General features: G+C 70.8%; 23 protein-coding genes. 9 read left to right on the top strand and 14 right to left on the bottom strand.

The window, feature by feature from the left end:
- The first annotated feature begins 76 nt into the window (after positions 1-76).
- Both AB0I43_RS29380 and AB0I43_RS29375 read left to right on the top strand, forming a co-directional pair.
- Entirely contained in the window at positions 77-532 is a 456-nt protein-coding gene (locus AB0I43_RS29380) for a thioredoxin domain-containing protein (protein ID WP_356977098.1), read from the top strand.
- Positions 529-1,542, top strand: a complete 1,014-nt coding sequence (locus tag AB0I43_RS29375) for a glycoside hydrolase family 172 protein (RefSeq protein ID WP_357432978.1) — start codon at positions 529-531, stop codon at positions 1,540-1,542. Before AB0I43_RS29380 ends, AB0I43_RS29375 begins: the two co-directional genes overlap by 4 nt.
- Positions 1,543-1,544: 2 nt before the next feature.
- Here AB0I43_RS29375 and AB0I43_RS29370 read toward each other — a convergent pair whose 3' ends face one another.
- Genes AB0I43_RS29370 through AB0I43_RS29355 form a run of 4 tightly spaced genes read right to left on the bottom strand, consistent with a single transcriptional unit; the run spans position 1,545 to position 6,226 of the window.
- Complete coding sequence (locus AB0I43_RS29370) at positions 1,545-2,423, bottom strand: family 43 glycosylhydrolase (RefSeq protein ID WP_356977095.1); 879 nt, start codon at positions 2,421-2,423, stop codon at positions 1,545-1,547.
- A 40-nt stretch (positions 2,424-2,463) separates the two neighbouring features.
- On the bottom strand, positions 2,464-3,180 hold the full coding sequence (locus AB0I43_RS29365; protein WP_357432977.1) for a hypothetical protein: 717 nt from the start codon (positions 3,178-3,180) through the stop codon (positions 2,464-2,466).
- Between the two features lie 19 nt (positions 3,181-3,199).
- Complete coding sequence (locus AB0I43_RS29360; protein ID WP_356977092.1) at positions 3,200-3,964, bottom strand: tyrosine-protein phosphatase; 765 nt, start codon at positions 3,962-3,964, stop codon at positions 3,200-3,202.
- Between the two features lie 3 nt (positions 3,965-3,967).
- Complete coding sequence (locus AB0I43_RS29355) at positions 3,968-6,226, bottom strand: pyruvate, phosphate dikinase (RefSeq protein ID WP_357432976.1); 2,259 nt, start codon at positions 6,224-6,226, stop codon at positions 3,968-3,970.
- Between the two features lie 244 nt (positions 6,227-6,470).
- Between AB0I43_RS29355 and AB0I43_RS29350 the strand changes: the two genes are divergently transcribed.
- Together AB0I43_RS29350 and AB0I43_RS29345 are read left to right on the top strand one after the other, a co-directional pair.
- A complete protein-coding gene (locus tag AB0I43_RS29350) occupies positions 6,471-8,342 on the top strand; it encodes an ABC transporter ATP-binding protein (protein WP_357432975.1) in 1,872 nt (623 codons plus the stop codon).
- Positions 8,343-8,427: 85 nt separating this feature from the next.
- Complete coding sequence (locus AB0I43_RS29345; protein WP_356977089.1) at positions 8,428-8,955, top strand: hypothetical protein; 528 nt, start codon at positions 8,428-8,430, stop codon at positions 8,953-8,955.
- Between the two features lie 14 nt (positions 8,956-8,969).
- On the opposite strand, the gene AB0I43_RS29340 is transcribed toward AB0I43_RS29345, so the two are convergent.
- The 6 genes from AB0I43_RS29340 to AB0I43_RS29315 are packed head-to-tail and all read right to left on the bottom strand — an operon-like array spanning position 8,970 to position 13,598.
- Positions 8,970-9,320: a type II toxin-antitoxin system PemK/MazF family toxin gene (locus AB0I43_RS29340; protein WP_357432974.1), complete on the bottom strand. Its 351-nt coding sequence runs from the start codon at positions 9,318-9,320 to the stop codon at positions 8,970-8,972.
- The gene (locus AB0I43_RS29335; protein WP_356977085.1) at positions 9,317-9,568 is read right to left on the bottom strand and encodes a hypothetical protein; all 252 of its coding nucleotides are present in this window, start codon (positions 9,566-9,568) and stop codon (positions 9,317-9,319) included. The genes AB0I43_RS29340 and AB0I43_RS29335 overlap by 4 nt, the downstream gene beginning before the upstream one ends.
- Positions 9,569-9,605: 37 nt before the next feature.
- A complete protein-coding gene (locus tag AB0I43_RS29330; protein ID WP_357432973.1) occupies positions 9,606-10,424 on the bottom strand; it encodes an SDR family NAD(P)-dependent oxidoreductase in 819 nt (272 codons plus the stop codon).
- Between the two features lie 8 nt (positions 10,425-10,432).
- Positions 10,433-11,164, bottom strand: a complete 732-nt coding sequence (locus AB0I43_RS29325; RefSeq protein ID WP_357432972.1) for a glucose 1-dehydrogenase — start codon at positions 11,162-11,164, stop codon at positions 10,433-10,435.
- 15 nt (positions 11,165-11,179) lie between these two features.
- Positions 11,180-12,835, bottom strand: a complete 1,656-nt coding sequence (gene kstD, locus AB0I43_RS29320) for a 3-oxosteroid 1-dehydrogenase (RefSeq protein ID WP_357432971.1) — start codon at positions 12,833-12,835, stop codon at positions 11,180-11,182.
- A gap of 13 nt (positions 12,836-12,848) precedes the next feature.
- Positions 12,849-13,598: a glucose 1-dehydrogenase gene (locus tag AB0I43_RS29315; RefSeq protein ID WP_357432970.1), complete on the bottom strand. Its 750-nt coding sequence runs from the start codon at positions 13,596-13,598 to the stop codon at positions 12,849-12,851.
- A gap of 156 nt (positions 13,599-13,754) precedes the next feature.
- Between AB0I43_RS29315 and AB0I43_RS29310 the strand changes: the two genes are divergently transcribed.
- From AB0I43_RS29310 to AB0I43_RS29300, 3 genes are read left to right on the top strand one after another with little or no spacing between them, the layout of a single operon-like run.
- The gene (locus AB0I43_RS29310; protein ID WP_356977077.1) at positions 13,755-14,888 is read left to right on the top strand and encodes an LLM class flavin-dependent oxidoreductase; all 1,134 of its coding nucleotides are present in this window, start codon (positions 13,755-13,757) and stop codon (positions 14,886-14,888) included.
- Positions 14,885-15,637 (top strand): glucose 1-dehydrogenase, encoded by a 753-nt coding sequence (locus tag AB0I43_RS29305; protein ID WP_357432969.1) that lies wholly within the window; start codon positions 14,885-14,887, stop codon positions 15,635-15,637. Before AB0I43_RS29310 ends, AB0I43_RS29305 begins: the two co-directional genes overlap by 4 nt.
- Positions 15,638-15,665: 28 nt before the next feature.
- Positions 15,666-16,610 carry an alpha/beta hydrolase gene (locus AB0I43_RS29300; protein WP_357432968.1) on the top strand — a complete coding sequence of 315 codons (945 nt, stop codon included), beginning with the start codon at positions 15,666-15,668 and terminating at the stop codon, positions 16,608-16,610.
- Between the two features lie 183 nt (positions 16,611-16,793).
- Here AB0I43_RS29300 and AB0I43_RS29295 read toward each other — a convergent pair whose 3' ends face one another.
- The 3 genes from AB0I43_RS29295 to AB0I43_RS29285 all read right to left on the bottom strand — a co-directional run bounded on the left by AB0I43_RS29295 (position 16,794) and on the right by AB0I43_RS29285 (position 20,780).
- Positions 16,794-17,825 carry a TAXI family TRAP transporter solute-binding subunit gene (locus tag AB0I43_RS29295; RefSeq protein WP_357432967.1) on the bottom strand — a complete coding sequence of 344 codons (1,032 nt, stop codon included), beginning with the start codon at positions 17,823-17,825 and terminating at the stop codon, positions 16,794-16,796.
- Positions 17,822-19,951 carry a TRAP transporter fused permease subunit gene (locus AB0I43_RS29290; RefSeq protein ID WP_357432966.1) on the bottom strand — a complete coding sequence of 710 codons (2,130 nt, stop codon included), beginning with the start codon at positions 19,949-19,951 and terminating at the stop codon, positions 17,822-17,824. The genes AB0I43_RS29295 and AB0I43_RS29290 overlap by 4 nt, the downstream gene beginning before the upstream one ends.
- 67 nt (positions 19,952-20,018) lie before the next feature.
- Complete coding sequence (locus tag AB0I43_RS29285; protein WP_357432965.1) at positions 20,019-20,780, bottom strand: helix-turn-helix domain-containing protein; 762 nt, start codon at positions 20,778-20,780, stop codon at positions 20,019-20,021.
- Between the two features lie 77 nt (positions 20,781-20,857).
- Here AB0I43_RS29285 and AB0I43_RS29280 point away from each other — a divergent pair, with 77 nt between their 5' ends.
- Together AB0I43_RS29280 and AB0I43_RS29275 are read left to right on the top strand one after the other, a co-directional pair.
- Entirely contained in the window at positions 20,858-21,448 is a 591-nt protein-coding gene (locus tag AB0I43_RS29280; RefSeq protein WP_357432964.1) for a DUF2867 domain-containing protein, read from the top strand.
- Between the two features lie 93 nt (positions 21,449-21,541).
- Positions 21,542-22,333, top strand: coding sequence for an SDR family oxidoreductase (locus tag AB0I43_RS29275; RefSeq protein ID WP_357432963.1), 792 nt, complete (start codon positions 21,542-21,544; stop codon positions 22,331-22,333).
- A 1-nt stretch (position 22,334) separates the two neighbouring features.
- On the opposite strand, the gene AB0I43_RS29270 is transcribed toward AB0I43_RS29275, so the two are convergent.
- On the bottom strand, positions 22,335-23,384 hold the full coding sequence (locus tag AB0I43_RS29270; RefSeq protein ID WP_357432962.1) for an aminotransferase class V-fold PLP-dependent enzyme: 1,050 nt from the start codon (positions 23,382-23,384) through the stop codon (positions 22,335-22,337).
- Positions 23,385-23,421: the final 37 nt, after the last annotated feature.

The following is a 23,421-nucleotide window of genomic DNA, read 5'->3' as shown; positions in this document are numbered from 1 at the left end:
AGCCCATGCGAGGATACAAGGTTCGTTTGACCATGATTGGGTGTTGCGGTAACAGCGAACACCCGGGAGGACCTGCATGCCCACCGTGACCTTGACCCAGCACAACTTCAGCACCGTCGTCGCCGGGAACAACATCGTGCTCGTCGACTGGTGGGCCGGCTGGTGCGGCCCGTGCACCCACTTCGCGCCGGTCTACGAGGATTCCTCGCAGCGCCACCCGGAGATCGTCTACGGCAAGGTCGATATCGAGGCCGAGACCGAGCTGACCTCGGTGGCCCAGGTGGACCGGTTTCCGACGCTGATGGCCTTCCGGGAGGGCCTGCTGGTGTTCAACCAGGCGGGTTTCCTGCCCGCCGCGGATCTGGAAGAGGTGGTGCAGCAGATCATGTGGATGGACATGGACGCCGTGCGCCGCACCGCCGCCGAGGCCGAGGGCGGTCAGGTCGCCGCACAGCCCACCACGCCCGCGCGGACCCAGCGGCTCGCCAGCCAAGCCCCCGGCCCCGCGCGGTACGGCTGGCCGGGGTTGTGAACCCGGCGGGATCCGCCCCGGAGCTGTGGCGGCTCGACGCGGCGCGCACCCGGTCGGTCAGTCCCGAGAACCCCACCGGCGCAGCCGGTGGCGGAGCCCGGGCGAGTACCGGCACCGGGGCGCACGCCGCGCGGCTGCTCGGCCCCGGCTGGAAGGTCTCGCCCTCGATCGAGCTGGCGCCCGGAGCGACGGCCGTGCTGGCCGACATCGCCGGTCCGGGTGTGATCCGGCACTTCTGGCTGACCACCGATCGCGCGGTGCTGCGCCGGCTCACGCTGCGCGTGCGGTGGGACGACGACCCGCGGCCCGCGATCGACCTCTCGCTCGGGCACTTCTTCTGCAACGGCTGGGAAGAACTGGCGCTGTTCGGCTCGGAGATGATGGTCGTCGCGCCCGCCGGCGGCCTGAACAGCTACTGGCCCATGCCCTTTCACTCCCGGGCCCGCCTCACCCTGCACAACGGCAGCGACCGCGCCGTCCCGGTCTACTACCAGGTGACCTACACCGAGGAAGATCTCCCCGGCGACGCCGCCCGCCTGCACACCCGGTGGCGGCGCAGCGCCCCGCTCGGCACCCCCGCGATCCACACCATCCTGGACGGCGTCGAGGGCCCCGGCCGCTACGTCGGCACCTATCTCGCCATCCAGCCCGGTGCGCCCGGCTGGTGGGGCGAGGGCGAACTGAAGTTCTACCTCGACGGCGACGACGAGCATCCCACCCTGTGCGGCACCGGCACCGAGGACTATTTCGGCGGAGCCTGGAACTTCGACCTGGCCGGGACCTACCGCACCTACACCTCCCCGTATCTCGGTCTGCACCAGGTGCTTCCGCCGGAGGAGATCTACCGGCCGCACCAGCGGTTCGGGATGTATCGCTGGCACGTGCGCGATCCGATCTGCTTCCGAACCGGACTGCGGGTCACGCTCCAGGCGCTGGGCTGGGGCGATTCCGAGACCTATCTGCCGCTCGAGCACGCCGACATCGCCACCACCGCTTGGTATTACGCCTGACCTCAGCGCGGCACGACCGCGGCGGAGGTGCGGGTGGGAAAGCTCAAGGGCGCGAGGTGCACGCCGCCCTGACCCCAGCCGGCGCTGGTGATCCACCACCGGTCGGCGTCGTGCACCAGTTCCGCCGCATGCGAGCGGATGTGGCCGACCTTGTCGCCGATGCGGAAGCGGAAGGGGCTGTCGCTGCGGAAGACGTCGGTGCCGACATAGCTGGGCCGGGGACCGATGAACAGATACCAGGACCCGTTGTGCGGCACCACGAACGGGGATTCGGTATTGCCCGCCTCGGTGCCCGAGGACGGATCGGTGAAGGCGATGTGGCGCTCGCCCCAGTGCGTCAGATCGGTGCCGAGCCGATAGCAGACGACGTGATGCCCGCCCTGCGGAGTGCTGGTGGCGCAGTAGTACATCACCCACTTCTCGCCGATCCGCAGCACCATCGGATCGCGGGCGTCGTAGCCGTCACGGAACAGCGGGCCCCGGGGCGCGCGGGTCCAGCGGAACAGATCGGTGGAGGTGGCCAGGTTGAGGGCGGCCCGGGTGCGATCCGGGCCGCCGCCCGCATAGAACATGTAGTAGCGGCCGCGGTCGTAGACCACATGCGGCGCCCAGAGGTGGGTTTCGCCGTACTCGCGATCGACGGTGAGGGCGGGCGCGCGCTTGGTCCAGGGCCCGTGCAGGGCGGGGGCGACGGCGTGCGCGAACTCGGTCTCGTGGAACGGATCGGCCGGTTCGGGATGGGTGATGCCGAACAGGTGCCAGCGGCCGTCGTCGGCGCGCACCACGGTGTGATCGTTGATATACCAGGGGCGCTGGCCGCTCACCGTGGGGTCGTAGATCTTCGCGAACGGGCCCGCTCGCACCTCTTCGCGCGTCGCCATCTCTCCATGATCCCGCCGCGACGCCGTTCGCGGGCCGGACTCAGCGCTCGGGGCCTGGGTACTGCTGTGCGCCCGGATGTTGCGGTGCGCCCGCGCCGTTCGAGTATCGCTTGGTCTGATCGTGCGTGATCTGCTCGGTCGGCTCGCTCGGATACGGCTGCTCCGCGCCCGGCCGCGGATACTGCTGGTCCGGGCCGCCGGGGAACTGCTGGTTCGGGAAGCGCTGTTCGGCCGGGAATTGCTGGCCCTGGCGTGCGGGGTGCGGCATGAACGCCGTCGGCGCTTCCGGGCCGGTCGGATACGGATGCCGGACCGGCGGCGGCTGGTGTGCGGAGGCCGGGGTGTCGCCGGTGCCGCGACGGAAACGGCGGGTCAGCCGGCCGACTCGGCTGTCGGTGAAATGCGCGCCGTATATCCCGGTCGCGATCCCGCCGGTGACCAGCGCCACAATGCCGGCGATCCAGGCGATCTGCCAGAACGCCGCGATCACACCGATGCTCGACGCGAGCACCGCCACACCCTTGGCCGCGGCACCGGACCCTTCGCCGATCAGGAGCAGCACCGCGAGCAGCGGCAGCGCGACGGCGAAGGCGAGCACCGAGATCGTCCCGGCGGAGCTCAGCGGCCCCGCTGTCAGCATGCCCTGCGCGAACAGCGCGCCGACCGCGATCAGGCCGCCGCATAGGAGGTTGTGCTGCCGGGCCCGGCTCTGCCGCTCCTCGGCAGTGGCCGGTTCGGTGTAGTCGTCCGCTCTCATGCGGCCGACCCTACCCGCGCTACCCCTCCACCAGCACCTGGCGTAATCGCGCCAGCTCGGTCGCGCTCAGGCCGTGCGCGCGCAACCAGGCCGCGCCGCCGCCGTGCGTGCTGTGCAGGCCCGCGAGGAACTGCCGGATCACCTCCGGGTCCACGGCGAGGATGCCGGTATTGACCGGCGGCAGACCGTGATACGACGGCAGCGCGTCCAGCCGGGCCCGGATGCGGCCCAGCCGCTCCCCGGTCAGCGCGTAGTCGGCGGCGATCGCCTCGGCCGGGACGCCGACCGCGTCCAGCAGCACCGCCGCGACCAGGCCGGTGCGGTCCTTGCCCGCGGCGCAGTGGAACACCACCGAGTGCCGGTCGGGGTCGGCGATCAGACGGGCCGCGCCGACCACCGATTCCGGACTGCCGCCGAGCAATTCGCGATACAGCCCGACCAGGTCGTAGCGCTGCCCGTCGGGCACCAGGTCGGCCGGGGTGAGGCTGGTCTGGGTGGCCTTGCGCACGGGCAGGTTGACCACCCGCACCGCAGCGCGGCCCAGCAGCCCATACCCCTCGCGCTCGACCTCGTCGGGATTGCGCAGGTCGATCAGGGTGCGCAAGCCGACCGGCCCGAGCAGGGTGCGCAGGTCCTCGGCGGTGAGGTGCTGCGGCGTGCTGGCCCGGAAGACGACGCCGAAGCGGGTCGTCCCGCCGTCGGCGACCGGGAGGCCGCCCAGATCACGCACGTTGTCGATCTCGGCGAAGTCGATCCAGCGCCGTAAGTTGGTCTCGCTGTGCATGAGTCAGTGCGCCCGTCCCGCCGCGGCTTCGTCGGCGCGGTCGAGCCCGCACAGACCGATCAGGTCCTCGTGCAGTTCGAACCACACCGTGTGATAGCTGTCGAGGACGGGGCGCGCCACCCAGAGATGCTCGCCCGCCGCGATTCTCGCGATCGCGGCATCGAAGCGGGCGGGGTAGGGGCGCAGGCGCGGCGTGACCGAGCCGATCCAGCGGACCAGCGGCGTCACCCGCTCGTGCAGGCCGTGCAGGCGGGCCAGGACCCGCTGGTCGTAGTCGGCGTCGCCGTGGTCGTTGGGCGTGGCGGCGTCCTTCATCTGCCAGGCGGTGATGATGTCCTTGAGTTCGGTGTTGAAGCCGCAGAATTCGGTGTAGATGGTGGCGACGGCGCCGGCGTCGACCTGGCGGCGTTCCTGCTCCAGCAGGGCGGCGACGTGCTCGCGGCCCGCCGGGGTCAGGCGCAGTCCGGCCGGGGTGTTCGCGCACCAGCCGTGATCGACGAGATCGGCGCAACGGCAGACGGTTTCGTACTCCGGTAGGCCCAGGCTCTCGGCCACGGCTTCCGGGCGCACCCGCCCCTTGATGCCGATCAGTCGCAGTAGTGCCGAATCGGGGTGGTGGCCGGGGGTATCGGTGGCGGGCTGCGTCTGACTGTCGAGCGGGGTGGTGCGCGGCAGAACGAGATCAGACGCAGGCAGGGTCCCTGCTGTCATGGTTCCATTGTCTGCCGGTTCGGTTGCCGATGAACGGGTTTCGGCCGGGACCGCGCGGGCGGCCAGGGCTGCCGGAAGTTCGCCGGGTGCCACCCCGGCCCAGTCCGCGAGTCGGGCCACGTCCTCGATCACGGCCTGCTCCACCGGTTTTCCGGCGACCTCGCCGAGCAGCACCACACCCGCGCCGCCGTCCACGGTGACGGTGCGCCCGGCCAGCGCCGCCACCACACCGGGCCCGCAGCCGACCACGCACGGCCGGCCCAGCTCCCGGCTGACCAGCGCCGCGTGCGAGGTGGCGCCGCCCAGCTCGGTGACGATCGCGCGGGCGGCGATCATGCCGTGCAGATCGTCGGGACTGGTGGTGGCGCGGACCAGGACCACGTCCTCCCCGGCGGCGGCCCGGGCCTCGGCCTCGTCGGGATCGGTGACCGCGACCCCGGAGGCCAGTCCGGGACAGGCGGATTCACCGCGGGCCAGCGGCATCGCGCCGGTCTCCGCGCCCGACTCCGGGCGCAGGACGGTGCGCAGCTGCTCCGGGCTGACCCGTCGCAGGGCGGTCTCGGCGTCGATCAGCCCCTCCTCGGTCATCGCCACCGCCGCCCGGACCGCGGCGCGCGCGGACCGCTTGGCCGGACGCGATTGCAGCAGCCACAGCCGCCCGGACTCCACGGTGAACTCGATGTCCTGGATGTCACGGCCGTCGCGCTCGAGCAGCGCGGCCGCGGCGAGCAGGTCGGCGTGCACGGCGGGCAGGGCCTGCGCGAGGTCGCCGAGGGGACGCGGGGTGGTGCGGCCCGACACCACGTCCTCGCCCTGGCCGCCGGCCAGCCACTCGCCGAAGGCCGGCGTCGCACCGGTGTTCGGGTTGCGGCTGAACAGCACGCCCGTGCCGGAGTGCTCGTCCAGGTTGCCGAACACCATGGCCTGCACGGTGACCGCGGTGCCCAGCTGGTCGGAGACGCCGCGATTGCGCCGATACGCGCGGGCACGGGCGGACTCCCAGGAGCGGAACACCGCGACGATGGCGCCGCGCAGCTGCGCCCACGGATCGGCCGGGACCTCGGCGCGCGGGTCGCCGAGCACGATCTCGCGGTACTGCGCCAGGAACCGCCGATGGGTGTCGCTCGCGTAGCGGGGGTTGCCGGTCTCGGCGAGCAAGGCGCGTTCGGCCTGCGTGGTCATGCCGAGATTGAGGACGGTGTCCATCATGCCGGGCATGCTCACCGCCGCCCCGGAGCGCACCGAGACCAGCAGCGGCCGGGTGGCGCCGCCGAATTCGCGTCCGGTGCCGCGCTCGAGGGCCGCGATGCCGGCGCGGACCCCCGCCCAGATCTCGTCACCGAGCTCGCCGCGCGCCTGGAATTCGGCCCACGCCTCGGTGGTCAGCACGAACGCGGGCGGCACCGGAAGGCCCAGGGCCCGCATGTGATCGACGCTCCAGGCCTTGCCGCCGATGCGGTCACGAGACAGCCGGCAGGCGCCGTCGAGCTCGGCCACCGCGGGCGCGGTGCCGGTATCCGGCGACTCCACTGGCCCCACTCCGGTTGACATGTCACTCCTTCGATTTCGATGCGGCCACCACGACGGGAGGTGACGGGGATCGGCCGCGAAGACGGGGGTCGCGACCGGCCGGGGCGCGGATCCTGCGACGGATCGCCCGGGCGAGCAGCGCGGCAGCGGCGCTCACTCCAGCCTGCCCGGGTGCTCGCGGAGTGCGTACCGGTCGTCCCGGTCACCAGGATCACGGCCGGAAAATGGCTGGGCGGAACCGCGCTCGCGCGCCTACCGTGGGGCGGTGCTGGATCGGCTACCCGAAGACGAGGCCCTCGATCTGTCCGCGGACCCCTGGTCCGCCTACGACCAGCAGGTCGCGAACACCGGGTTCTGGGCCATGGCGCGGGAGCTGCCGGTGATCATGGCGCGGGTGCTGCGCGAGTGCTGGGCGGTGAGCCGCCGCGATACCGCCCTGCTGGTGCTGTGCACGTTGTTCGCCGAGGGGTTCACCGCCGTCGGCCTGCTGGCGACCACCAGCGTGCTCGAGCGCCTGCTCGCGGCGGGGCCCACCCCCGAGCGGGTGCGGGCGGCGGCTCCGGCGCTGATCCTGATCGTCACGGCGGTGGTGCTGCGCGGCGCGTTGCGCGAGGCGGCCACCTGGGCGCGATCCCGGTTGCAGCCGCAGCTGCGGCGCAGCATGCGCACGGCGATCCTGGAGCTGGCCACCGGCGTGGAGCTGGCCGCCTTCGACGACGACGAGTTCCAGAACACCATGCACCGGATCCGCGAGCGGGCCCAGCACGCGATCGCGCTCGTGCTCGACGGCATGCTGCGGCTGCTGGGCGGGCTGATCGGGCTGCTCGCGGTCGCGGGCGTGCTGGGTGTGCTGCATCCGGTGCTGGTGCCGCTGTTGCTGCTGGCGCTGGCGCCCACCTGGTGGTCGTCGGTGCGCTCGGCGCGGATGGGCTACCAGGTGTGGGCGGCGACCAGCGGTGCGGAACGGCGGCTGGAGACGCTGACCGCGCTTATGGCCGATCGCGCTCCGGCGGCGGAGGTGCGGGCGTACACGATGCGGGGCTTTCTGCTGAACGAGTTCCGCCGCGTGGCAATGCAGGTGCAGGACCGGGCGCTGCGGCTGGAGTGGCGGCAGGCGGTGAGCAGATCCGCAGGGCAGGCGCTGAGCGGGCTGGGCGTCGGAGTGGTCTACCTGGTATTGGGTGCGCTGCTACTGGCCGGCGCCATGCCGCTGGCCGTGGCCGGGACCGCGGTCGTGGCGCTGCGCACCGCCATGGCCGCACTGCGCGAACTCGTCGAGAGCATGAACTGGAGTTACGAGAACGCGCTCTACTACCGGGATTTCCTGGATTTCGGTGCCGTGGCGCAAGCGCGGCAGGAGCGGCAGGGCGGGGCCGCGCCGCCGGCGGACATCGATCGGATCCGGGCGCGGGGGCTCACCTTCACCTATCCGGCGGCGCGACGGCCCGCGCTGCGCGGCGTCGACCTCGATATCGAGCCCGGGCAGGTCATCGCGCTGGTCGGCGAGAACGGTTCCGGCAAAACCACACTCGCCAAGATTCTGAGCGGGCTCTACGAGCCGGACAGCGGGACGCTCAGCTACGGGGGAGTGCCGCTGTCCGAGCTCGACCTGGCCGCGCTGCGGGACCGGATCGCGGTGATCGCCCAGGACTTCACGCACTGGCCGTTCTCGGCGCGCCAGAACATCACCATGGGGCGGCCCGACCATCCTGACGCGCTCGACGAGGCCGTTTCGGCCTCGGGCGCGGCGGCGGTGTTCGCCGAACTGCCGAAGGGAGCCGACACGCTGCTCGACCCCAGTTATCAAGGGGGTGTGGAACTCTCGGGCGGGCAGTGGCAGCGGATCGCGGTGGCGCGCGGGCTGTACCGGGACGCGCCCCTGCTGATCTGCGACGAACCCACCGCGGCGTTGGACGCCCGCAGCGAGCACGCCCTGTTCCAGACCATCCGCGAGCACGCCGCGCAGCGCACCGTCGTGCTGATCACGCACCGGCTGGCCAGCGTGCGCTACGCCGATAAGATCTACGTGCTCGAGCAGGGGCGGGTGGCCGAGTGCGGCACCCATCGGGACCTGCTGTCCCGCAACGGGATCTACGCCGAGTTCTACTCGCTGCAAGCCCGGTCCTATACGGACTGAAATGCGTTCGCCAACGGCGGCGCGGTGCGCGATACTCTGTCGCGGGGGAGCTGTCCGGTGCTCCGAGATCGAATGTGGGGGAACGATGTCGAAACGTCTCTGGGTCGTCGCTGCCGTGCTGGTGGCCGCGCTGGTCACCACTGGCTGCGGATCCACCAAGCACAAGAGCGCGTCCTCGACCACGACGAGCCGGGTGTCCACGTCCAAGGCGACCACCCCCAAATCCACCGCCCCGCCCGCACCGCTGCTGAACCGCCGCGGCGCGCACGGCTCGATCGTCCAGCAGAACGGCCTCAACGGCCGGGGCACGCTGCGGATCGAGAACGGCAACAGCGCCGATTTCGCGGTCGTGGTCACCAACCGCGACCCCAAGACCCCGCAGGCCACGATCTACGTGCACGGCAACTCCGAGGCCACCCTCGACGGCATCGCCGGCACCTACTACGTCTACCTGAAAACCGGCACCGACTGGGACCAGGCCACCCTGAACTTCACCCGCGCCCGCCAGTTCCAGAAATTCGACGACCCCTTCGACGCCAACTCCAGCTGGGAGATCACCCTCCAGCCCTCGGTCGCCGGCAACGCCAGCACCAGCGACGTCCCCGCCTTCTGACCCGCGACGGCCACCTACGAGAAGGCCGTCATCCTGGCCAGCACCGATCGTAATTCGGCCGCCTGCTTCGCCGGGACGGTTCCGATCGGCCGATTCCCGGTGAAGCGCCGCGCGGAGATCGTGCGGATCTGCTCGGTGATCGCCCAGCCGCGCGCTTTCGCGCCCGCATCGATCGGGACGCGGTGGCGCCAGCTCGGGCGGTCGACGGAGGTCAGCGGCACGATGGTGATCAATTCCCGCTGCATCAGGCGCAGATGAAACGCGGAGGAGACGACGATCGCGGGCCGGGTCCTGCCCTGCTCCCGGCCGGCGATCGGCTCCAGATCGACCCACCACACCTGCCAGGGTTCGATCCGCTCGGTCATCGTTCCGACCAGCCGTCGGCGGCGCCCGCCGAGGCTTGATCGGTGTGCTCGGCGTCGGCCAGGTACTCCCGCCATTCGTCGGGATGGGCCGCGCGGTAGCGCTCCATCGAGTTGACGGCCATCGCCTCCCAGTGCTCGTCGAGAAGGTGGATGAGCACCTCCTCGACCGTCGCGCCGCCGAACTCCTCGGCGGCGAGCGCGAGCACGCGATCCCGGGTGGCCTCGCTGACGCGCAGCATCACAGTCATACCCACGAGTATACGACCATGTATACGGCACCGTCGCTCAGGCGACTTCTTTCTTCATCTGGGCGGTGATGATCTTCTGGTAGCCGGGGCCGAAGAGGCGGGGGAGCAGGGCGATGAGGTGGGCGTCGGGGCCGATGAGGATTTGGGCCTTGTCTTTGCGGATGCCCTTGAGCATGGTTTTGGCGGCGGCTTCGGGGGTGGTTTTGGCGAGGCGGTCGAAGTTGGCGGCGAGGGCGTCGCGGTCGCGGTCGCCGCCGGCGCGGGCCTTCCAGGCGATGCCGGTCTTCACCATGCCGGGGTGCACGGAGCTGACGCCGACCTGGTGGCCGGCGATCTTCATTTCCTGGCGCAGGGCGTCGGTGAAGCCGCGGATGCCGAATTTGGTGGCGTTGTAGGCGCTCTGGCTCGGGCACGCGGCGAGACCGAACATGGAGGAGACATTGGCGATGTGCGCGTCGCCGGAGGCGATCAGCTGCGGGAGAAAGGCTTTCGTGCCGTACATCACGCCCCAGAAGTTGATCGCGACGATCCACTCGAAGTCTTCCCAGCTGAGCTCCTCGACGGTGGCCGTCAGCGAGACGCCCGCGTTGTTGACCAGCAGGTTGGCCCGCCCCAGATCGGCCTGCACCTGCTCGGCGTGCACATAGACCGCGGCCCGGTCGGTGACGTCGAGCCGATAGGCGCGCGCCTCGGCGCCCTCCTTCTCGCACAGCGCGGCGGTCTCGGCGACATTGTCCAGATTGCGCCCGGACAGCGCCAAACGCGCTCCGCCGCGCGCCAATTCGAGCGCGAGCGCCCGCCCGATGCCCGCGCCCGCCCCGGTGATGACGGCGACCTTGCCCTCGAAATTCTTCACGGTGTTCCTTACTTGGTGGTGTAGCCGCCGTCGGCGACGAATTCGGAGCCGGTGCAGTACCCGGCCTCGTCGGAGATCAGGAACAGCACGAGGTTGGCCAGTTCCTCCGGCGCGGCGGCGCGCGCCAGCGGCTGATCGCCGACCATCGAGTGCGAACGCTCGGAGGTGTCGGTCATCTCGGTGGCGACCACGCCGGGATGCACCGAGTTGACCCGGATCCCGTCCGCGCCGAATTCCTGCGCCGCCGCTTTCGTCATGCCGCGCACCGCCCATTTCGAGGCGACGTAGCCGAGGATGTTGGAGAAGGCGATGATGCCGCCGATCGAGGAGATGTTGACGATCGAGCCGCCGCCGGCCCGCCGCATCGAGCCCAGCACGGCTTTCATGCCGAGGAACACCCCGATCTGGTTGACGTCGAGCACCTTGCGAAAATCCGCCTCCGCCAGCCGCTCGATCGGATCGACGTGCACGATCCCCGCGTTGTTGACCAGCCCCGAGACCGGCCCGAACTGCTCTTCGGCCGCCGCGACCACGCCCTGCCAGGCGTTTTCATCGGTGACGTCGAGCGGCAGGAACAGCGCCCGCTCGCCGAGCTCGGCCGCCACCGCCTTGCCCTCCTCGACGAGAACGTCGGTGACCACCACCGCCGCGCCTTCGGCGACGAGCCGCCGTGCGAAGGCCGCGCCCATGCCGCGCGCGCCGCCGGTGATGATCACCGTCTTGCCGTTGACCCTGCCCATATCCGTGTCCTCCGATTACCGTGTCGTGTCCGCGAGGTGCTGGGCCGCCAGATAGCCGAACACCATGGCGGGGCCGATGGTGGCGCCCGCGCCCGCATAGCTGTTGCCCATGACGGCGGCCGAATTGTTGCCTGCCGCATAGAGACCCGGGATCGCGCCGCCGTCGGCGCGCAGCACCCGGGAGTGTTCGTCGGTGACCAGTCCGCCCTTGGTGCCCAGATCGCCGGGCACCATCTCGACCGCGTAGAACGGGCCCTGATCGATCGGGGCGAGGCAGGGATTGGGCCGCACGGTGGGGTCGCCGTAGTACTGGTCGTAGGCGGATTCCCCGCGGTGGAAGTCCTCGTCGCGACCGGCCCGGGCGAAGCCGTTGAAGCGCTGCACCGTCGCGGTCAGCGTCGCCGCGGGCACGCCGATCAGATCGGCCAGTTCCGCCAGGGTGTCGGCCTTCTTGATGATGCCCGCGTCGAAGTACTTCTGCGGGATCGGCCGTTTCGGGAAGGTGCCGAGGAACAGGTACCGGTCGCGGAAGCGCTGATCCATGATGAAGTGCGCGGGCGCGTGCCCGACGCCGGTCGCGTGCAGCTCGTACATGGTGTGCACCACGTCGACGTAGCTGGCCGACTCGTTGGTGAAGCGCTCACCCGCGTCGTTGACCATGATGCCGCCGGGCTGCGAGCGTTCGGCCAGGCAGAAGAACGGCGGGCCGTCCGGGTTGCGCACCGACGGACCCCACCAGGCGTCATCCATCAAATCCACTGCCGCGCCGAGGGATTGGCCCGCGTGAATGCCCTCGCCGACGTTCTCGGTGGCGCCGACGGTCCAGTCGGTGCTGACCGGCTCGGGCAGGTACTGCCTGCGCATCTCGAGGTTGTGCTCGAAACCGCCGGCGGCCAGCACGACACCGCGCCGGGCGCGGATCTCCACGGGCTGTCCGGCGCGTTCGGCGCGCACGCCGACCACCGCGCCGTCGGTGGTGAGCAGCTCCAGCAGCGGGGTGTTCAGCCACACCGGCACACCCTCGTCGCGCAGCGCCAGCCACAACCGGGCCACCAGGGCTTTGCCGAGGGCGAGCGGAATGCGCCCGCGCAGCCGGTTCGCGACCGTTTTCGCGCCCACCTTCAGCGCGGTGCGCTTGCCCTTCCAGGTGCGCCCGATCATGTTCAGATCGTGGAAATCGCTGACCGTGAACGCGATTCCCTTCGGCCCGGACATGGTCGGCTTGTTGATCAGTTCGAGATCGGCGCCGAGCAGGCGGCCGTCGACGATCGCCGGTTCGATACTGCGGCCCTGGGCCAGCCCGCCGGGCTTCTCCGGGTGATAGTCGGAATAGCCGCGGTCGTAGACGAATTCCAGGTGCGGGGTGCGCGCCTGCAGATAGCTCAGCATGCGCGGCCCGTTGTCCAGGAAGGCGTCCTGCTTGGCCTGCGGAACCCGATCGCCCACAACCTCTTTGAGATATACCCGGGCCAGGTCCGGACTGTCCGGCACCCCCTCGCGCACCAGGACCGGATTGTTCGGGATCCACACGCCGCCACCGGAGCGCGCGGTGGAGCCGCCGAATTTGTCGCTCTTCTCGATCAGCACCACCGACAGCCCGCGATAGGCCGCGGTGAGCGCGGCCGTCATCCCGGCCGCGCCCGAACCGACCACTACAACATCGAATTCCATCTGTACCCCTCGCTCAGTAACCGGCGCCGGTGAGCATGCCGCCGTCGACCACGACTTCGGTGCCGGTGCAGTAGCCGGCGGCATCGGAGGCCAGGAACACCACGGCCTCGGTGACCTCGGCGGGCTGACCCCAGCGCGGAATCGGCAGCTTCGCGAAGAACGCGTCGCCGTCGACCCCGGAGCCCGCGGCCACGGTCATCGGGGTCGCGATGCCGCCGGGATGCACCGAGTTGACCCGGATGCCGTGCTTGCCCAGCTCCCGCGCGGCCGACTTGGTGACGCCCCGGAGCGCGAATTTGCTTGCGCTGTAGGCGGACAGACCCGCGGCCCCGACGAAGCCCTCGACCGAGGAGACATTGACGACGGACCCGCCGCCCGCCTCGATCAGCGCCGGCGTCGCGGTCTTGATGCCCAGCCAGGAGCCGGTCACGTTGACGTTCAGGATGGTCGTGAAGTCCTGCACCGGCATCTCCGCGATGGTCTGGAACCGGAGGATGCCGGCGTTGTTCACCAGAATGTCCAAGCGCCCGAAGCGGCCCTGCGTCTCGGTGACGGCCGCGGCCCAGTCGGTTTCGCTCGTCACATCGTGATGCAGATAGTGGCAGCCGGGGCCGAGTTCGGCCGCCAGCTGCTTGCCCGCGTCGTCGAGCACGTCTCCGAACACCACCCGGGCGCCCTCGGCGACGAACCGCCGGACGTGCTCGGCGCCCATACCGCGCGCGCCACCGGTGATCAACGCGACCTTGCCTGCGAGACGACCCACTCGTTCCTGCCTTTCCGATACCCCTTGACGCTTCGAACGCTAAGTCCGGGTTCGGGGCGGGTGCGGGTGCAGTCTCAGCCACCGAGACATGCGGCTGACCTCCACGCAAGCATCGGAAATATTTCTACTAGGCATATACAGACTTGGAGGCAGTGCATGAAGTTCTCGATGATCTTCGAGGCGCAGATGACCAACCCGTCGGCCGATCACGAACGCCAGGTGCTTCGTGACTGCGTCGAGCAGGCGGTGCTGGCCGAGGAGATGGGTTTCGACACCGTCTGGGCCGTCGAACACCACGGCCTGAAGTGGTACGCGCACATGAGCGCGCCGGAGATCTTCCTGACCTGGGTCGCCGCGCGCACCTCCCGGATCCGGATCGGTCACGGCGTGGTGTGCATGCCGTTCAACTTCAACCACCCGGTGCGCGCCGCCGAACGCGCCGCCATGCTCGACGTGCTCTCCGGCGGGCGGGTCAACCTGGGCGCCGGACGCGGGGCCACCCCGCAGGAGACCTCCATGTGCGGCGTCGACCCCGACCGCACCTACCAGGAGGTCGAGGAGGCGCTGCGCATCATCGGCAAGGCGTGGCAGGACCCGGAGGGCGAATTCGAGTGGCACGGTGAGCTGCTCGACATCGATCCGCATCCGCTGCTGCCCCGGCCGGTGCAGCTGCCGCATCCGCCGCTGTTCATGGCGTGCACCAAGAAGGACACCCTGAAGCTGGCCGCCGACTACGGAATCGGCGCGCTGGTCCTGGGTTTCGCGGGCATCGAGGAGATCGCCGACCTGCGCCGCACCTACGACGCGGCCATCGCCGAGCGCACCGGGGAGAAGTTCGTCTCCACCGTGGTCAACGATCATTTCGCCGCGCTGTGCCCGACCATCGTGCTCGACGACCGGGAGCGGGCCCAGCAGATCGGCGCGCGCGGTCAGCGCTTCTTCGCTCAGTCCATCAAGCACTGGTACGGCGCGGGCCCGGTGCCGGACGAGGCCGTCGACCCGACCGTGGACGAGGTGGCCGGCATCCAGAAGGCCGCCGAGGAGCACCTGGCCTACCTGCACGAGGCCAAGATTCCGGTGAAGCCCGGCGCGACGTCGGTGTTCAACGCCGAGCACGCCTACGGCAGCCCCGAGGACGCCATCGCCTATGTGGAGCGGCTGCAGGCCGCGGGCGCCGACGAGATCCTGTGCCTGATCCAGATGGGCACCGTGCCGCAGGAAGCCTGCCTCGAGACCATCCGGCACTGGGGCGAGAAGGTCATCCCGCATTTCAAGAAGGACGCGAAATGAGCGATCTCACCGGAAAAGTCGCACTGATCACCGGTGCCGCCCGGGGGCAGGGTGAAGCCGAGGCGCGGCTGTTCGTCGAACGCGGCGCGCGCGTCGTGCTGACCGACGTCCTGGCGGAGGAAGGCCGGGCCGTCGCCGAATCCCTCGGCGCCGCCGCCGCTTTTGTCACCCACGATGTGAGCAGCGCCGAGGACTGGGCGAGCGCGGTGGACACCGCCGTCGAGCGGTTCGGCGGTCTGGACGTGCTGGTCAACAACGCCGCCATCTACACCGCCAAGCCGCTGATCGACACCGGCGCCGACGAACTGGAACGGATTCTGCGGATCAACCTGGTCGGCTCCTTCCTCGGCATCCAGGCCGTGGTCGCGCCGATGACGGCGGCCGGTGGCGGTTCGATCGTCAACATCTCCTCGCAGGCCGGGTTGCAGGGGCTGCCCGGGCACGCGGCGTACGGCGCCTCGAAGTGGGGTTTGCGCGGACTCACCAAGACCGCCGCACTGGAACTGGGGCCGGCCGGGATCCGGGTGAACTCGGTGCATCCCGGCCCGATCGCCACCCCGATGATCGGTCATCTGGGTCTGGCCACCGGGCCCGGCAGCTTCCCGACGCTGCCGCTGGGCCGGGTCGGGCTGCCCGCCGAGGTGGGCAGTCTGGTCGCCTTCCTGGCCTCCGACGAGGCCGCCTTCATCACCGGGGCCGAGCTCGCCATCGACGGCGGTCTCGCGGCCGGGCCGTTCATACCCCAGTGAAGCACCGCACACAGAGCAGGAGGCGACGATGGCGTTGAAGCCAGAGGCGCAGGCAATCGTCGACGCGGCCGCCGGGTCGTTCCCGAAGCTGGGCACCGAGGTGACCGACGCCGCGCAGGCGCGGCGCATGCTCGCCGCCCGGCCCGTCGCGGCGGTGGACCCGATCCCGGTCCGCAAGGTGGAGGAGCGGCTGATACCCGGGCCGGAAGGTGCGCCGCCGGTGCGGGTGCGGATCTATCACCCGGCCGGGGCGGGCGGCGAACTGCCGGCCATCGTGTTCTGCCACGGCGGCGGATTCACCATCTGCAGCCTGGATTCCCACGATCAGCTCTGCCGGGGCATGGCCAACGAGGTCGGCGCGATCGTCGTCTCGGTCGATTATCGGCAGGCGCCCGAGCATCGGTATCCGGCCGCCGCCGAGGACGCCTACGCGGTGCTGTGCTGGGTCGCCGAACTCAAGGCCTCGCTCGGCGGGGATCCCGGCCGGATCGCGGTGGCGGGCGACAGTTCCGGGGGCAATCTCGCCGCGGTGACCACGCTGCTGGCCCGGGATCGGCGCGGGCCCGCGATCGCGCATCAGCTGCTCGTCTACCCGATGCTCGACCCGGCCCGCGACACCGACTCCTACCGGGAGAACGCCCAGGGCTACTTCGTCACCGACGATCATCTGCGCTGGTACTGGGAGCAGTATCTCGGACCGGACGGCGACGCCGCGGATCCCTACGCCGCGCCCGCCCATGCCGCCGACCTGACGGGTCTGCCGCCCGCGCACATCGTGACGGCGGAATACGATCCGCTCCGGGACGAGGGCGAGAACTACGGTGCGCGGCTGCGCGCCGCGGGCGTCGACGCCGAGGTGATCCGATACGACGGTGAGTTCCACGGCTTCTTCAGCATGGGCGAACATCTCCCGGACGCGAAAGTAGCCTCGGCCGCGGCGTATTCGGCCCTGCGCCGCGCGCTGCACGACTAGCTGACAGCCTGGGCTCGGACGCCGTCGAGCAGCAGGGTCAGCAGGCGATCGGCCTGGGCGGTGGGCGCGGGTGCGTCCTGGGCCGCCCAGGCGATCGCGCCGATCATGCGCAGGATGTCGCGTCGGCCGGATCGCCGAACACCCCTGCCGGGTGCCAGGTGGCGGGGCAGGGGTGGTCCGGGGTCAGTGGGTCAGGGCGTGGGTGGCGCCGCGGTGCAGGGGGACCGGTTCGGTCTTCTGCGCGTTGTCCTTGACGATGCCCTTGGCGGCCGAGTTGGCCTGTTCCAGTTGGGTTTTGCGGTCGAAGACGGTCTTGGCCAGGACGCAGGCCAGGTTGGCGTCCAGGTCGTCGCGGACCAGCAGGACGTTGGGGACCACGATGGTCTTGGCGTCGGCGGGCAGCCCGTAGGTGGCGGCGGGGATGGTGCCTTCCTCGTAGACGGGGCTGATCTTCTGCATCGCGCCGTTCAGGCCGGCGATGTCGAGGAACCTGACCTGGTCGCGCGCCGAGGTGAACAGGTCGGTGATGCCGGGGGTGGGCAGCCCGCCGGAGAAGAACATGGCGTCGATCGAGCCGTCCTTCATGCCGTCCACGGTCTTGGTGAGATCGAGGCGCTGGGCGGAGATGTCGCTGTCGGGGTTGAGGCCCGCGGCCTGCAGCACGCGGTTGGCGATCACCTCGGTGCCGGATTTCGGCGAACCGGTGGAGACCCGCTTGCCCTTCATGTCGGCGACCGAATTGATGTTCGCGCCCTTGCGCACCACCACCTGGGTGTAGTTCGGGTACAGCCGGGTAAGCGCCTGCACCGGTTGCTTTTTCCCGTCGAAGCTGCCGACGCCGAGCACCGCGTCGGAGGCGGAATCGGCGAGCGAGAACGCGACCTGGTAGGTGCCCGCCACCAGCTGCTGGATGTTCTGCACCGACGCGCCGGTCTCGGCGGCGGTGGCCTTCACGGTGCCGTTGGTGGCCTGGGCGATCTGCTCGGCGTAGGCGTTGCCGAGCGCGAAGTAGACACCGGTCGCGTTGCCGGTGGCGATGCCGACCCGGGTTTCCTGGTGCACTTCACAATTCACCTCGCCGCCCGCGTCGGTCTGTGGCGCGTCGCGGCGACCGCCGCAGCCGGTGAGCAGCCCGGCCGACAGGACCGCGACGCCGAGCACCGCGATCACCCCCGCCGACCTCGATCTGACGAAACCCTTTGCGACTGCGCTCATGTCGTCCTCCTTCGTGACAGGGCAGTAACCCCGATAGCCGCGACCACCGCGACCAGCCCGGCGATGATCGCACCGGGCTCCAGGTACAGCAGCGTAAGACCGCCGAGCGCCGCGAGCACGCGGGCGGGCTTACCGGCAGGTCCGACGCCGAGGATCCAGCCGCCGGTCGCGACGGCCAGCGCGGCCACCGCGAGGCAGGCGATCAGCGTCGTCCACAGCACCTCGAGCCAGGGACCCCGCCCCAGCAGCGCTTCTCCGTTGGTGGTCAGCACGAAGACCACCGGCACCAGGAACGCGGGCAGCGCGTATTTCAGCGCCTGCCACATCGTGGGCACGGTGCGCCCGCCGGTGATGGCGGCCGCGCCGACAGCGGCGAGCGCGGTCGGCGGCGTCACCTCCGAGAGCACGGAGTAGTAGAAGACGAACATCGCGGCCGCGGGCGCGGGCACGTTCAGCTCCAGCAGGGCGGGCCCGATGATGGCCCAGCCGATGATGAACGAGGCCGTCACCGGCACCGCGAGCCCGAGGATCGCGAGCGCCACCGCCGCGAGCACGACCGTCAGCGCCAGGATCACGGTGTGGTTGTCCGAGATCGAACGCGCGGCCTGCACCAGCAGCGCGGCCAGTTGCGCGCCGAGGCCGGTCTTGGTGGTGATCGCGGTGATGACGCCGGCCGAGGTGCACACCGCGACCACCGGCAGCGCCGAGCGCACCCCGGAGCTGAGCGCGGCGAAGACCTGGCGCGGCGAGCGGGCCCGGGCCCGGGTGCGCGAATCCAGGAACGCCAGCACGAATGCCAGCGCCGTCGCGTACACCACGGACTTGGTGGCGCTGACGCCGATCAGCAGCAGCACCACGATGACGATCAGGGACAGGAAGTGATAACCGAAGCGCCCCAGCAGCCGCCACGACGAGGTGGTCGCGACCTCCACGGGCCGGGTGCCCAGCCGGCGCGCGTCGATCTCGACGGCGAGCAGAATGCCCAGGTAGTACAGCACCGTGGGGATCAGCGCCCAGCCCAGCACCGTGACGTAGGAGACGTCGAGGTACTCGGCGACGATGAACGCCGCCACACCCAGCGTCGGCGGTGACAGGATCGCCCCGACGCCCGCGGCGGCGAGCATGCCGCCGGCCTGCTCGGCGGGATACCCGGCCTTGCGCAGGATGGGCCAGGTGACCGCGCCGACGCTGACCGCCGTGGCCGTGCCCGACCCGGACACGGTGCCGAGCAGGAAGCCCGAGGCGACGGTGGTGCGCCCGGCCGCCGTGCGCGAACGCCGGAACGCCGACACCGACAGATCCACGAAGAACTGTGCCGCGCCGGAGAATTCGAGCACCGCGCCGTAGAGCGTGAACAGCACGATGTAGGTGGCCGCCACGTCCAGCGGTGTGCCGAAGAAGCCGCTCGAGGAGTTGTAGAACGCGTCGATCATCTGCGAGAAGTCCAGTCCCGCATGGGCGATGGACCAATCCTGCGGCATCAGTCCGCCGTAGTACCCGTAGGCGACGAAGACCAGGCACACCAGGGGCAGCACCCAGCCGGTGGTGCGCCGGCAGGCCTCCAGCACGAGCACCAGCAGGACCGCGCCCATCGCGATGTCGACCGGATCGAACAGGGTCTGGCGGTCCAGGAAGTCGTCGTAACCGCCGCCGCCGGAACCGATCCGGAACGGCAGCACCGGATACAGGCAGACCGCCAGGGTGAGCGCCGCGAGCGCGTAATCCAGCGGCCCCGGCCCGGATTCCCGGTCCAGGCGCCGGATTCCGGAGCGATAGGCGAGGAAGACCAGCGGGAGCGTGCCCGCCAGGAACACCACCAGGTAGTACTGGCTGCCCTGCGGCAGCGGGCGGAACACCTGCCAGAGTGCGAGCAACGCCACCGCGAACGCCGCGGTGGCCACGATCCGCTCCGGCCATCCGGTCAATTCCCGGGCGGGGCGTTCCTCGTCGTCGACCTCGATGGTGTCCGGGAGTTGTCTTGGCTCGTCCGGGATTTCGACCCGGGTCGTCTCGAAGTGCCCGGGTTCGACCGTTTCGGTACCGGCGTTCTCCGACCCGGTCGAGGGGTGCGGCCGTTGCTCAGCGGTCGGCTCGCCCCCCGATCGATCGCCCTGCGAGTCCAACATGGCGCGACGATATCAACGGGATAGGTCAAGATCACAGAGTTTTGAAACATGTGCTCCGCAACATTAACTATTCCTTAGGTATGGGAATTCCCACACCCGATTCGGGAACGATCGCCTGCCATCGTGCCGACAGCGCGCCGGGCGTGACCCCGCCCAGGGCGACGGTGGTGCGGACCAGGTGCGACTGGTCGGCGAACCCGGCACCGGCCGCCACCGCCGCGGCGGGCCGGAACGGTAGCTGGACGACTGCCGCCCGCAGCCGATGCCAGCGGCGCAGGGCGGGCAGCGAGCAGCCCAGACTTTGCGCGCAGAGCTGCCGGAATCGTCTGGGCGACACCCCGGCTCGCGCGGCCAGTTGCCCGGCGGGCAGGCCACCGTCGAGGAGTTCCAGGGCGCGACCCACCCGCGGATCGAGGTCGGCGCCCGGCCCGAGGGTCCGCGCCACCGCCGCGCGCAGCCGGGCCGGATCGAGGTCGGTCCCGAGGCCCGTCAGCAGGCGCGTGACCCGGGATCGGTCCAGGGCGTGCACGCCGCGCGGACCGGTCAGCCGGTGCGGATCGATCCAGAGCGACACATAGCCCGCCGGATAGGTGAAGGTGCGAAACAGGCCCGGCGAGACCAGGATTCCGGCCCCGGCGGTGCGCACGCCGCGCTCGTCGCGCACGGTCACCGGCGCGTCCGCGGACAGCACCAGCTGCCAGGCCGGGTGCCGGAATCCGTTCGGCGTCACGGCCGAACTCTCGGCGATGCAGGCGAACTCGGCCGCCACCGCCACGAACGCGGTATTGCCGTTTCGTTCAAGACGCCAGGACCGGCTGGGCTGCACCATGAGCTCATCGTGGCACCGCCGCCGGGCCACCGGCCAGCGGGCCGCGCTGTGATTCCGACCTCGGGAAAGGCTCGACGATGAAGCTTCCGGATACCGCGCACACCACCCGGCCGTGGCGGATCCACGAGATCGCCCCGGATTTCGTCCTCTACGACGTGTGGGGCCTGCCGACCCCCGGCGGCCCGGACGATCTGCCGCTGCTGGTGCAGTGGTTCGCGGGTAGCGACGAGGGCGCCACCCGGCCGCCGCTGGTGTACCGGTTCCTGATGGCCGCGCGCTGGCGGATCGGCGCGGTATTGCGCTGGGACACCGCCGAATCCGGCGTCGGGACCCGCACGCCGAGCCTGCGCGACCGGCTGCCCGCCGATCTCGCGGCCGGCCCGCGTGGCCCCGATCCGCAGACGGTGCCGTTCACCTCGCTGTATCAGACCCACGACGAATGGGTGGCCGAGATGGGCAACCGGACCGTGCACGGTCTGCTGCACCTCGGCTGGGTCCCCGACGGACATGGCGGCTACCGCGGTCAGATGGCCGTGCTGGTCAAGCCGAACGGGTGGTTCGGCCGGCTGTACATGGCCGCGATCACCGCTTTCCGATACGTGCTGGTCTATCCGGCGCTGCTGGGCATGATCGAGCGCGGCTGGCGGCAGCAGCTCGCCGGCCGCTGACACCGGTCAACGAGATCACCGGTCGCGCGCGCCCGCCCGGTCCCGCACAATCGGTGGCGGTAAGTGACATCGACGTGGATGTGGTGGGCCGGCATGATTTTGGATCGTTTTCGGATCGACGGGCAGGTGGCCGTGGTCACCGGCGCGGGGCGCGGCCTGGGGGCGGCCATCGCCGTCGCCTTCGCCGAGGCCGGGGCGGACGTGGTGATCTCCGCGCGGAGCAAGGACCAGCTCGACGAGGTGGCCGGGCGGGTCGCCGCGCTCGGGCGGCGTGCGCACGTGGTGCCCGCCGATCTCAGCGATCCCGACGCGGCGGCCGCCTTGGCCGCGGTGGCGGTCGAGGAGTTCGACCGCCTCGACATCGTGGTCAACAATGTCGGCGGCGCGATGCCGAGTCCGCTGCTGGACACCACGCCCGAGGCGCTCTCCCAGGCGTTCGACTTCAATGTGGCCAACGCGCACGCGCTGGTGCGCGCCGCCGTGCCGCTCATGCTGGAGACAGCGCACGGCGGGTCCATCGTCAACATCACCTCGGCGATGGGCCGGCTGCCGGGGCGGGCCTTCGCGGCCTACGGCACCGCCAAAGCCGCTCTGGCGCATTACACCAAGCTCGCGGCGCTGGATCTGAGCCCGCGCATCCGGGTGAACGCGATCGCGCCGGGCTCGATCCGCACCTCGGCGCTGGAGATCGTCGCGCAGAACGAGGCCATGCGCACCGAACTCGAGACCAAGACGCCGCTGCACACCATCGGCGAGCCGGAGGACATCGCCGCCGCCGCGCTCTACCTGGTCTCCCCGGCGGGCAAATACCTCACCGGCAAGGTGCTCGAGCCGGACGGCGGCCTGATCATCCCGAACCTGGCCATCCCGCTGCCGGATCTGTGAGTCAGCGGTTCGGTCCGAGCGCGTCGAGCGCGCGGTCGACGTCGGCATCGGAGTTGTGCAGGTGGAACGAGAAGCGCAGGCCGCCGCCCCGCGCCGATACGATCACCGCGGCGGCTTCCAGCCGTTCGGCCGCCGCGCCCGCGCCGGGCACGGTGACGATCGCCGAGGGCTGGGCCGGGGTCCGATAGCCGAGATCGGCCAGCCCGGTGCGGAAGCGCTCGGCCAGGGCGAGGTTGTGCGCGTGGATCTTGTCCACGCCCAGCTCTTCGAGCAGGCTCAGCGCGGCCGCGGCGGTGACGACCCCCAGCCAGTCCGGGGTCTGATCGAAGCGCCGTGCGGTGCCGGCCAGGGCGACCGGCTGGTACAGCTCGGCCCAGCGGTCCTCGGCCGCGTACCAGCCGGGGCCGACCGGGCGCAGCTCGGCGGCGGCCTCGGCGCTCGCGCCGAAGAACGCGACGCTGCGCGCCCCGATCAGCCATTTGAAACTCGCGCACACCCAGTAGTCGGCGTCGGCGAAGCGCAGCGGCAGCCAGCCCGCGGCCTGGGTGGCGTCGAGCAGCAGGCGCGCGCCGGCCGCGCGGGTGACCTCGCGTAGCCGGGCGGTGTCGGCGATCCGGCCGTCAGCGGACTGCACCACGCTCACCGCGACCAGCGCCGTCTCCGGCCGCACCGCCGCCGCCAGCCGCTCCAGCGGCACCGTGCGCACCGCGAGGTCGCCGCGGAACAGGAACGGCATTGTCACCGAGGCGAATTCGCCCTCGGCCACCAGGACTTCCGCGCCCGCGGGCAGGGCCGCCGCGACCGGCGCGATCAGCGCGGACACGGTGCTGCCCAGGCCGATCTCGTCGGCGCTCGCGCCGTCGAGCAGCCGGGCGAAGCCGGCGCGCAGTTCGGGCACGAGGTGGTCGTGCACCAGGGGCGCACCCCGCCCGGCGGCCCAGCGGTCCTGGGCCGCGCGCACCGCGGCCAGCGCGCGGGCGGGCGGCAGGCCGTGCGAGGCGGTGTTCAGATAGACGGTCTCGGGGGCGAATTCAGCGGGCGCTAGAGACATACCTCGAGCATGATCCGACGCCCGGGGACCGGTCCAG

Source organism: Nocardia sp. NPDC050435, from assembly GCF_040655395.1.
Taxonomy (GTDB): domain Bacteria; phylum Actinomycetota; class Actinomycetes; order Mycobacteriales; family Mycobacteriaceae; genus Nocardia.
The sequence above is the reverse complement of the archived record's forward strand: the minus strand, read 5'-3'. Positions and strand labels throughout refer to the sequence as shown.

Coding starts and splice junctions, on each gene's coding strand:
- AB0I43_RS29380 (WP_356977098.1), top strand. CDS start 77: ATGCCCACCGTGACCTTGACCCAGCACAACTTCAGCACCGTCGTCGCC.
- AB0I43_RS29370 (WP_356977095.1), bottom strand. CDS start 2,423: ATGGCGACGCGCGAAGAGGTGCGAGCGGGCCCGTTCGCGAAGATCTAC.
- AB0I43_RS29365 (WP_357432977.1), bottom strand. CDS start 3,180: ATGAGAGCGGACGACTACACCGAACCGGCCACTGCCGAGGAGCGGCAG.
- AB0I43_RS29360 (WP_356977092.1), bottom strand. CDS start 3,964: ATGCACAGCGAGACCAACTTACGGCGCTGGATCGACTTCGCCGAGATC.
- AB0I43_RS29355 (WP_357432976.1), bottom strand. CDS start 6,226: ATGTCAACCGGAGTGGGGCCAGTGGAGTCGCCGGATACCGGCACCGCG.
- AB0I43_RS29345 (WP_356977089.1), top strand. CDS start 8,428: ATGTCGAAACGTCTCTGGGTCGTCGCTGCCGTGCTGGTGGCCGCGCTG.
- AB0I43_RS29340 (WP_357432974.1), bottom strand. CDS start 9,320: ATGACCGAGCGGATCGAACCCTGGCAGGTGTGGTGGGTCGATCTGGAG.
- AB0I43_RS29335 (WP_356977085.1), bottom strand. CDS start 9,568: ATGACTGTGATGCTGCGCGTCAGCGAGGCCACCCGGGATCGCGTGCTC.
- AB0I43_RS29325 (WP_357432972.1), bottom strand. CDS start 11,164: ATGGGCAGGGTCAACGGCAAGACGGTGATCATCACCGGCGGCGCGCGC.
- kstD (WP_357432971.1), bottom strand. CDS start 12,835: ATGGAATTCGATGTTGTAGTGGTCGGTTCGGGCGCGGCCGGGATGACG.
- AB0I43_RS29310 (WP_356977077.1), top strand. CDS start 13,755: ATGAAGTTCTCGATGATCTTCGAGGCGCAGATGACCAACCCGTCGGCC.
- AB0I43_RS29305 (WP_357432969.1), top strand. CDS start 14,885: ATGAGCGATCTCACCGGAAAAGTCGCACTGATCACCGGTGCCGCCCGG.
- AB0I43_RS29300 (WP_357432968.1), top strand. CDS start 15,666: ATGGCGTTGAAGCCAGAGGCGCAGGCAATCGTCGACGCGGCCGCCGGG.
- AB0I43_RS29295 (WP_357432967.1), bottom strand. CDS start 17,825: ATGAGCGCAGTCGCAAAGGGTTTCGTCAGATCGAGGTCGGCGGGGGTG.
- AB0I43_RS29290 (WP_357432966.1), bottom strand. CDS start 19,951: ATGTTGGACTCGCAGGGCGATCGATCGGGGGGCGAGCCGACCGCTGAG.
- AB0I43_RS29285 (WP_357432965.1), bottom strand. CDS start 20,780: ATGGTGCAGCCCAGCCGGTCCTGGCGTCTTGAACGAAACGGCAATACC.
- AB0I43_RS29280 (WP_357432964.1), top strand. CDS start 20,858: ATGAAGCTTCCGGATACCGCGCACACCACCCGGCCGTGGCGGATCCAC.
- AB0I43_RS29275 (WP_357432963.1), top strand. CDS start 21,542: ATGATTTTGGATCGTTTTCGGATCGACGGGCAGGTGGCCGTGGTCACC.
- AB0I43_RS29270 (WP_357432962.1), bottom strand. CDS start 23,384: ATGTCTCTAGCGCCCGCTGAATTCGCCCCCGAGACCGTCTATCTGAAC.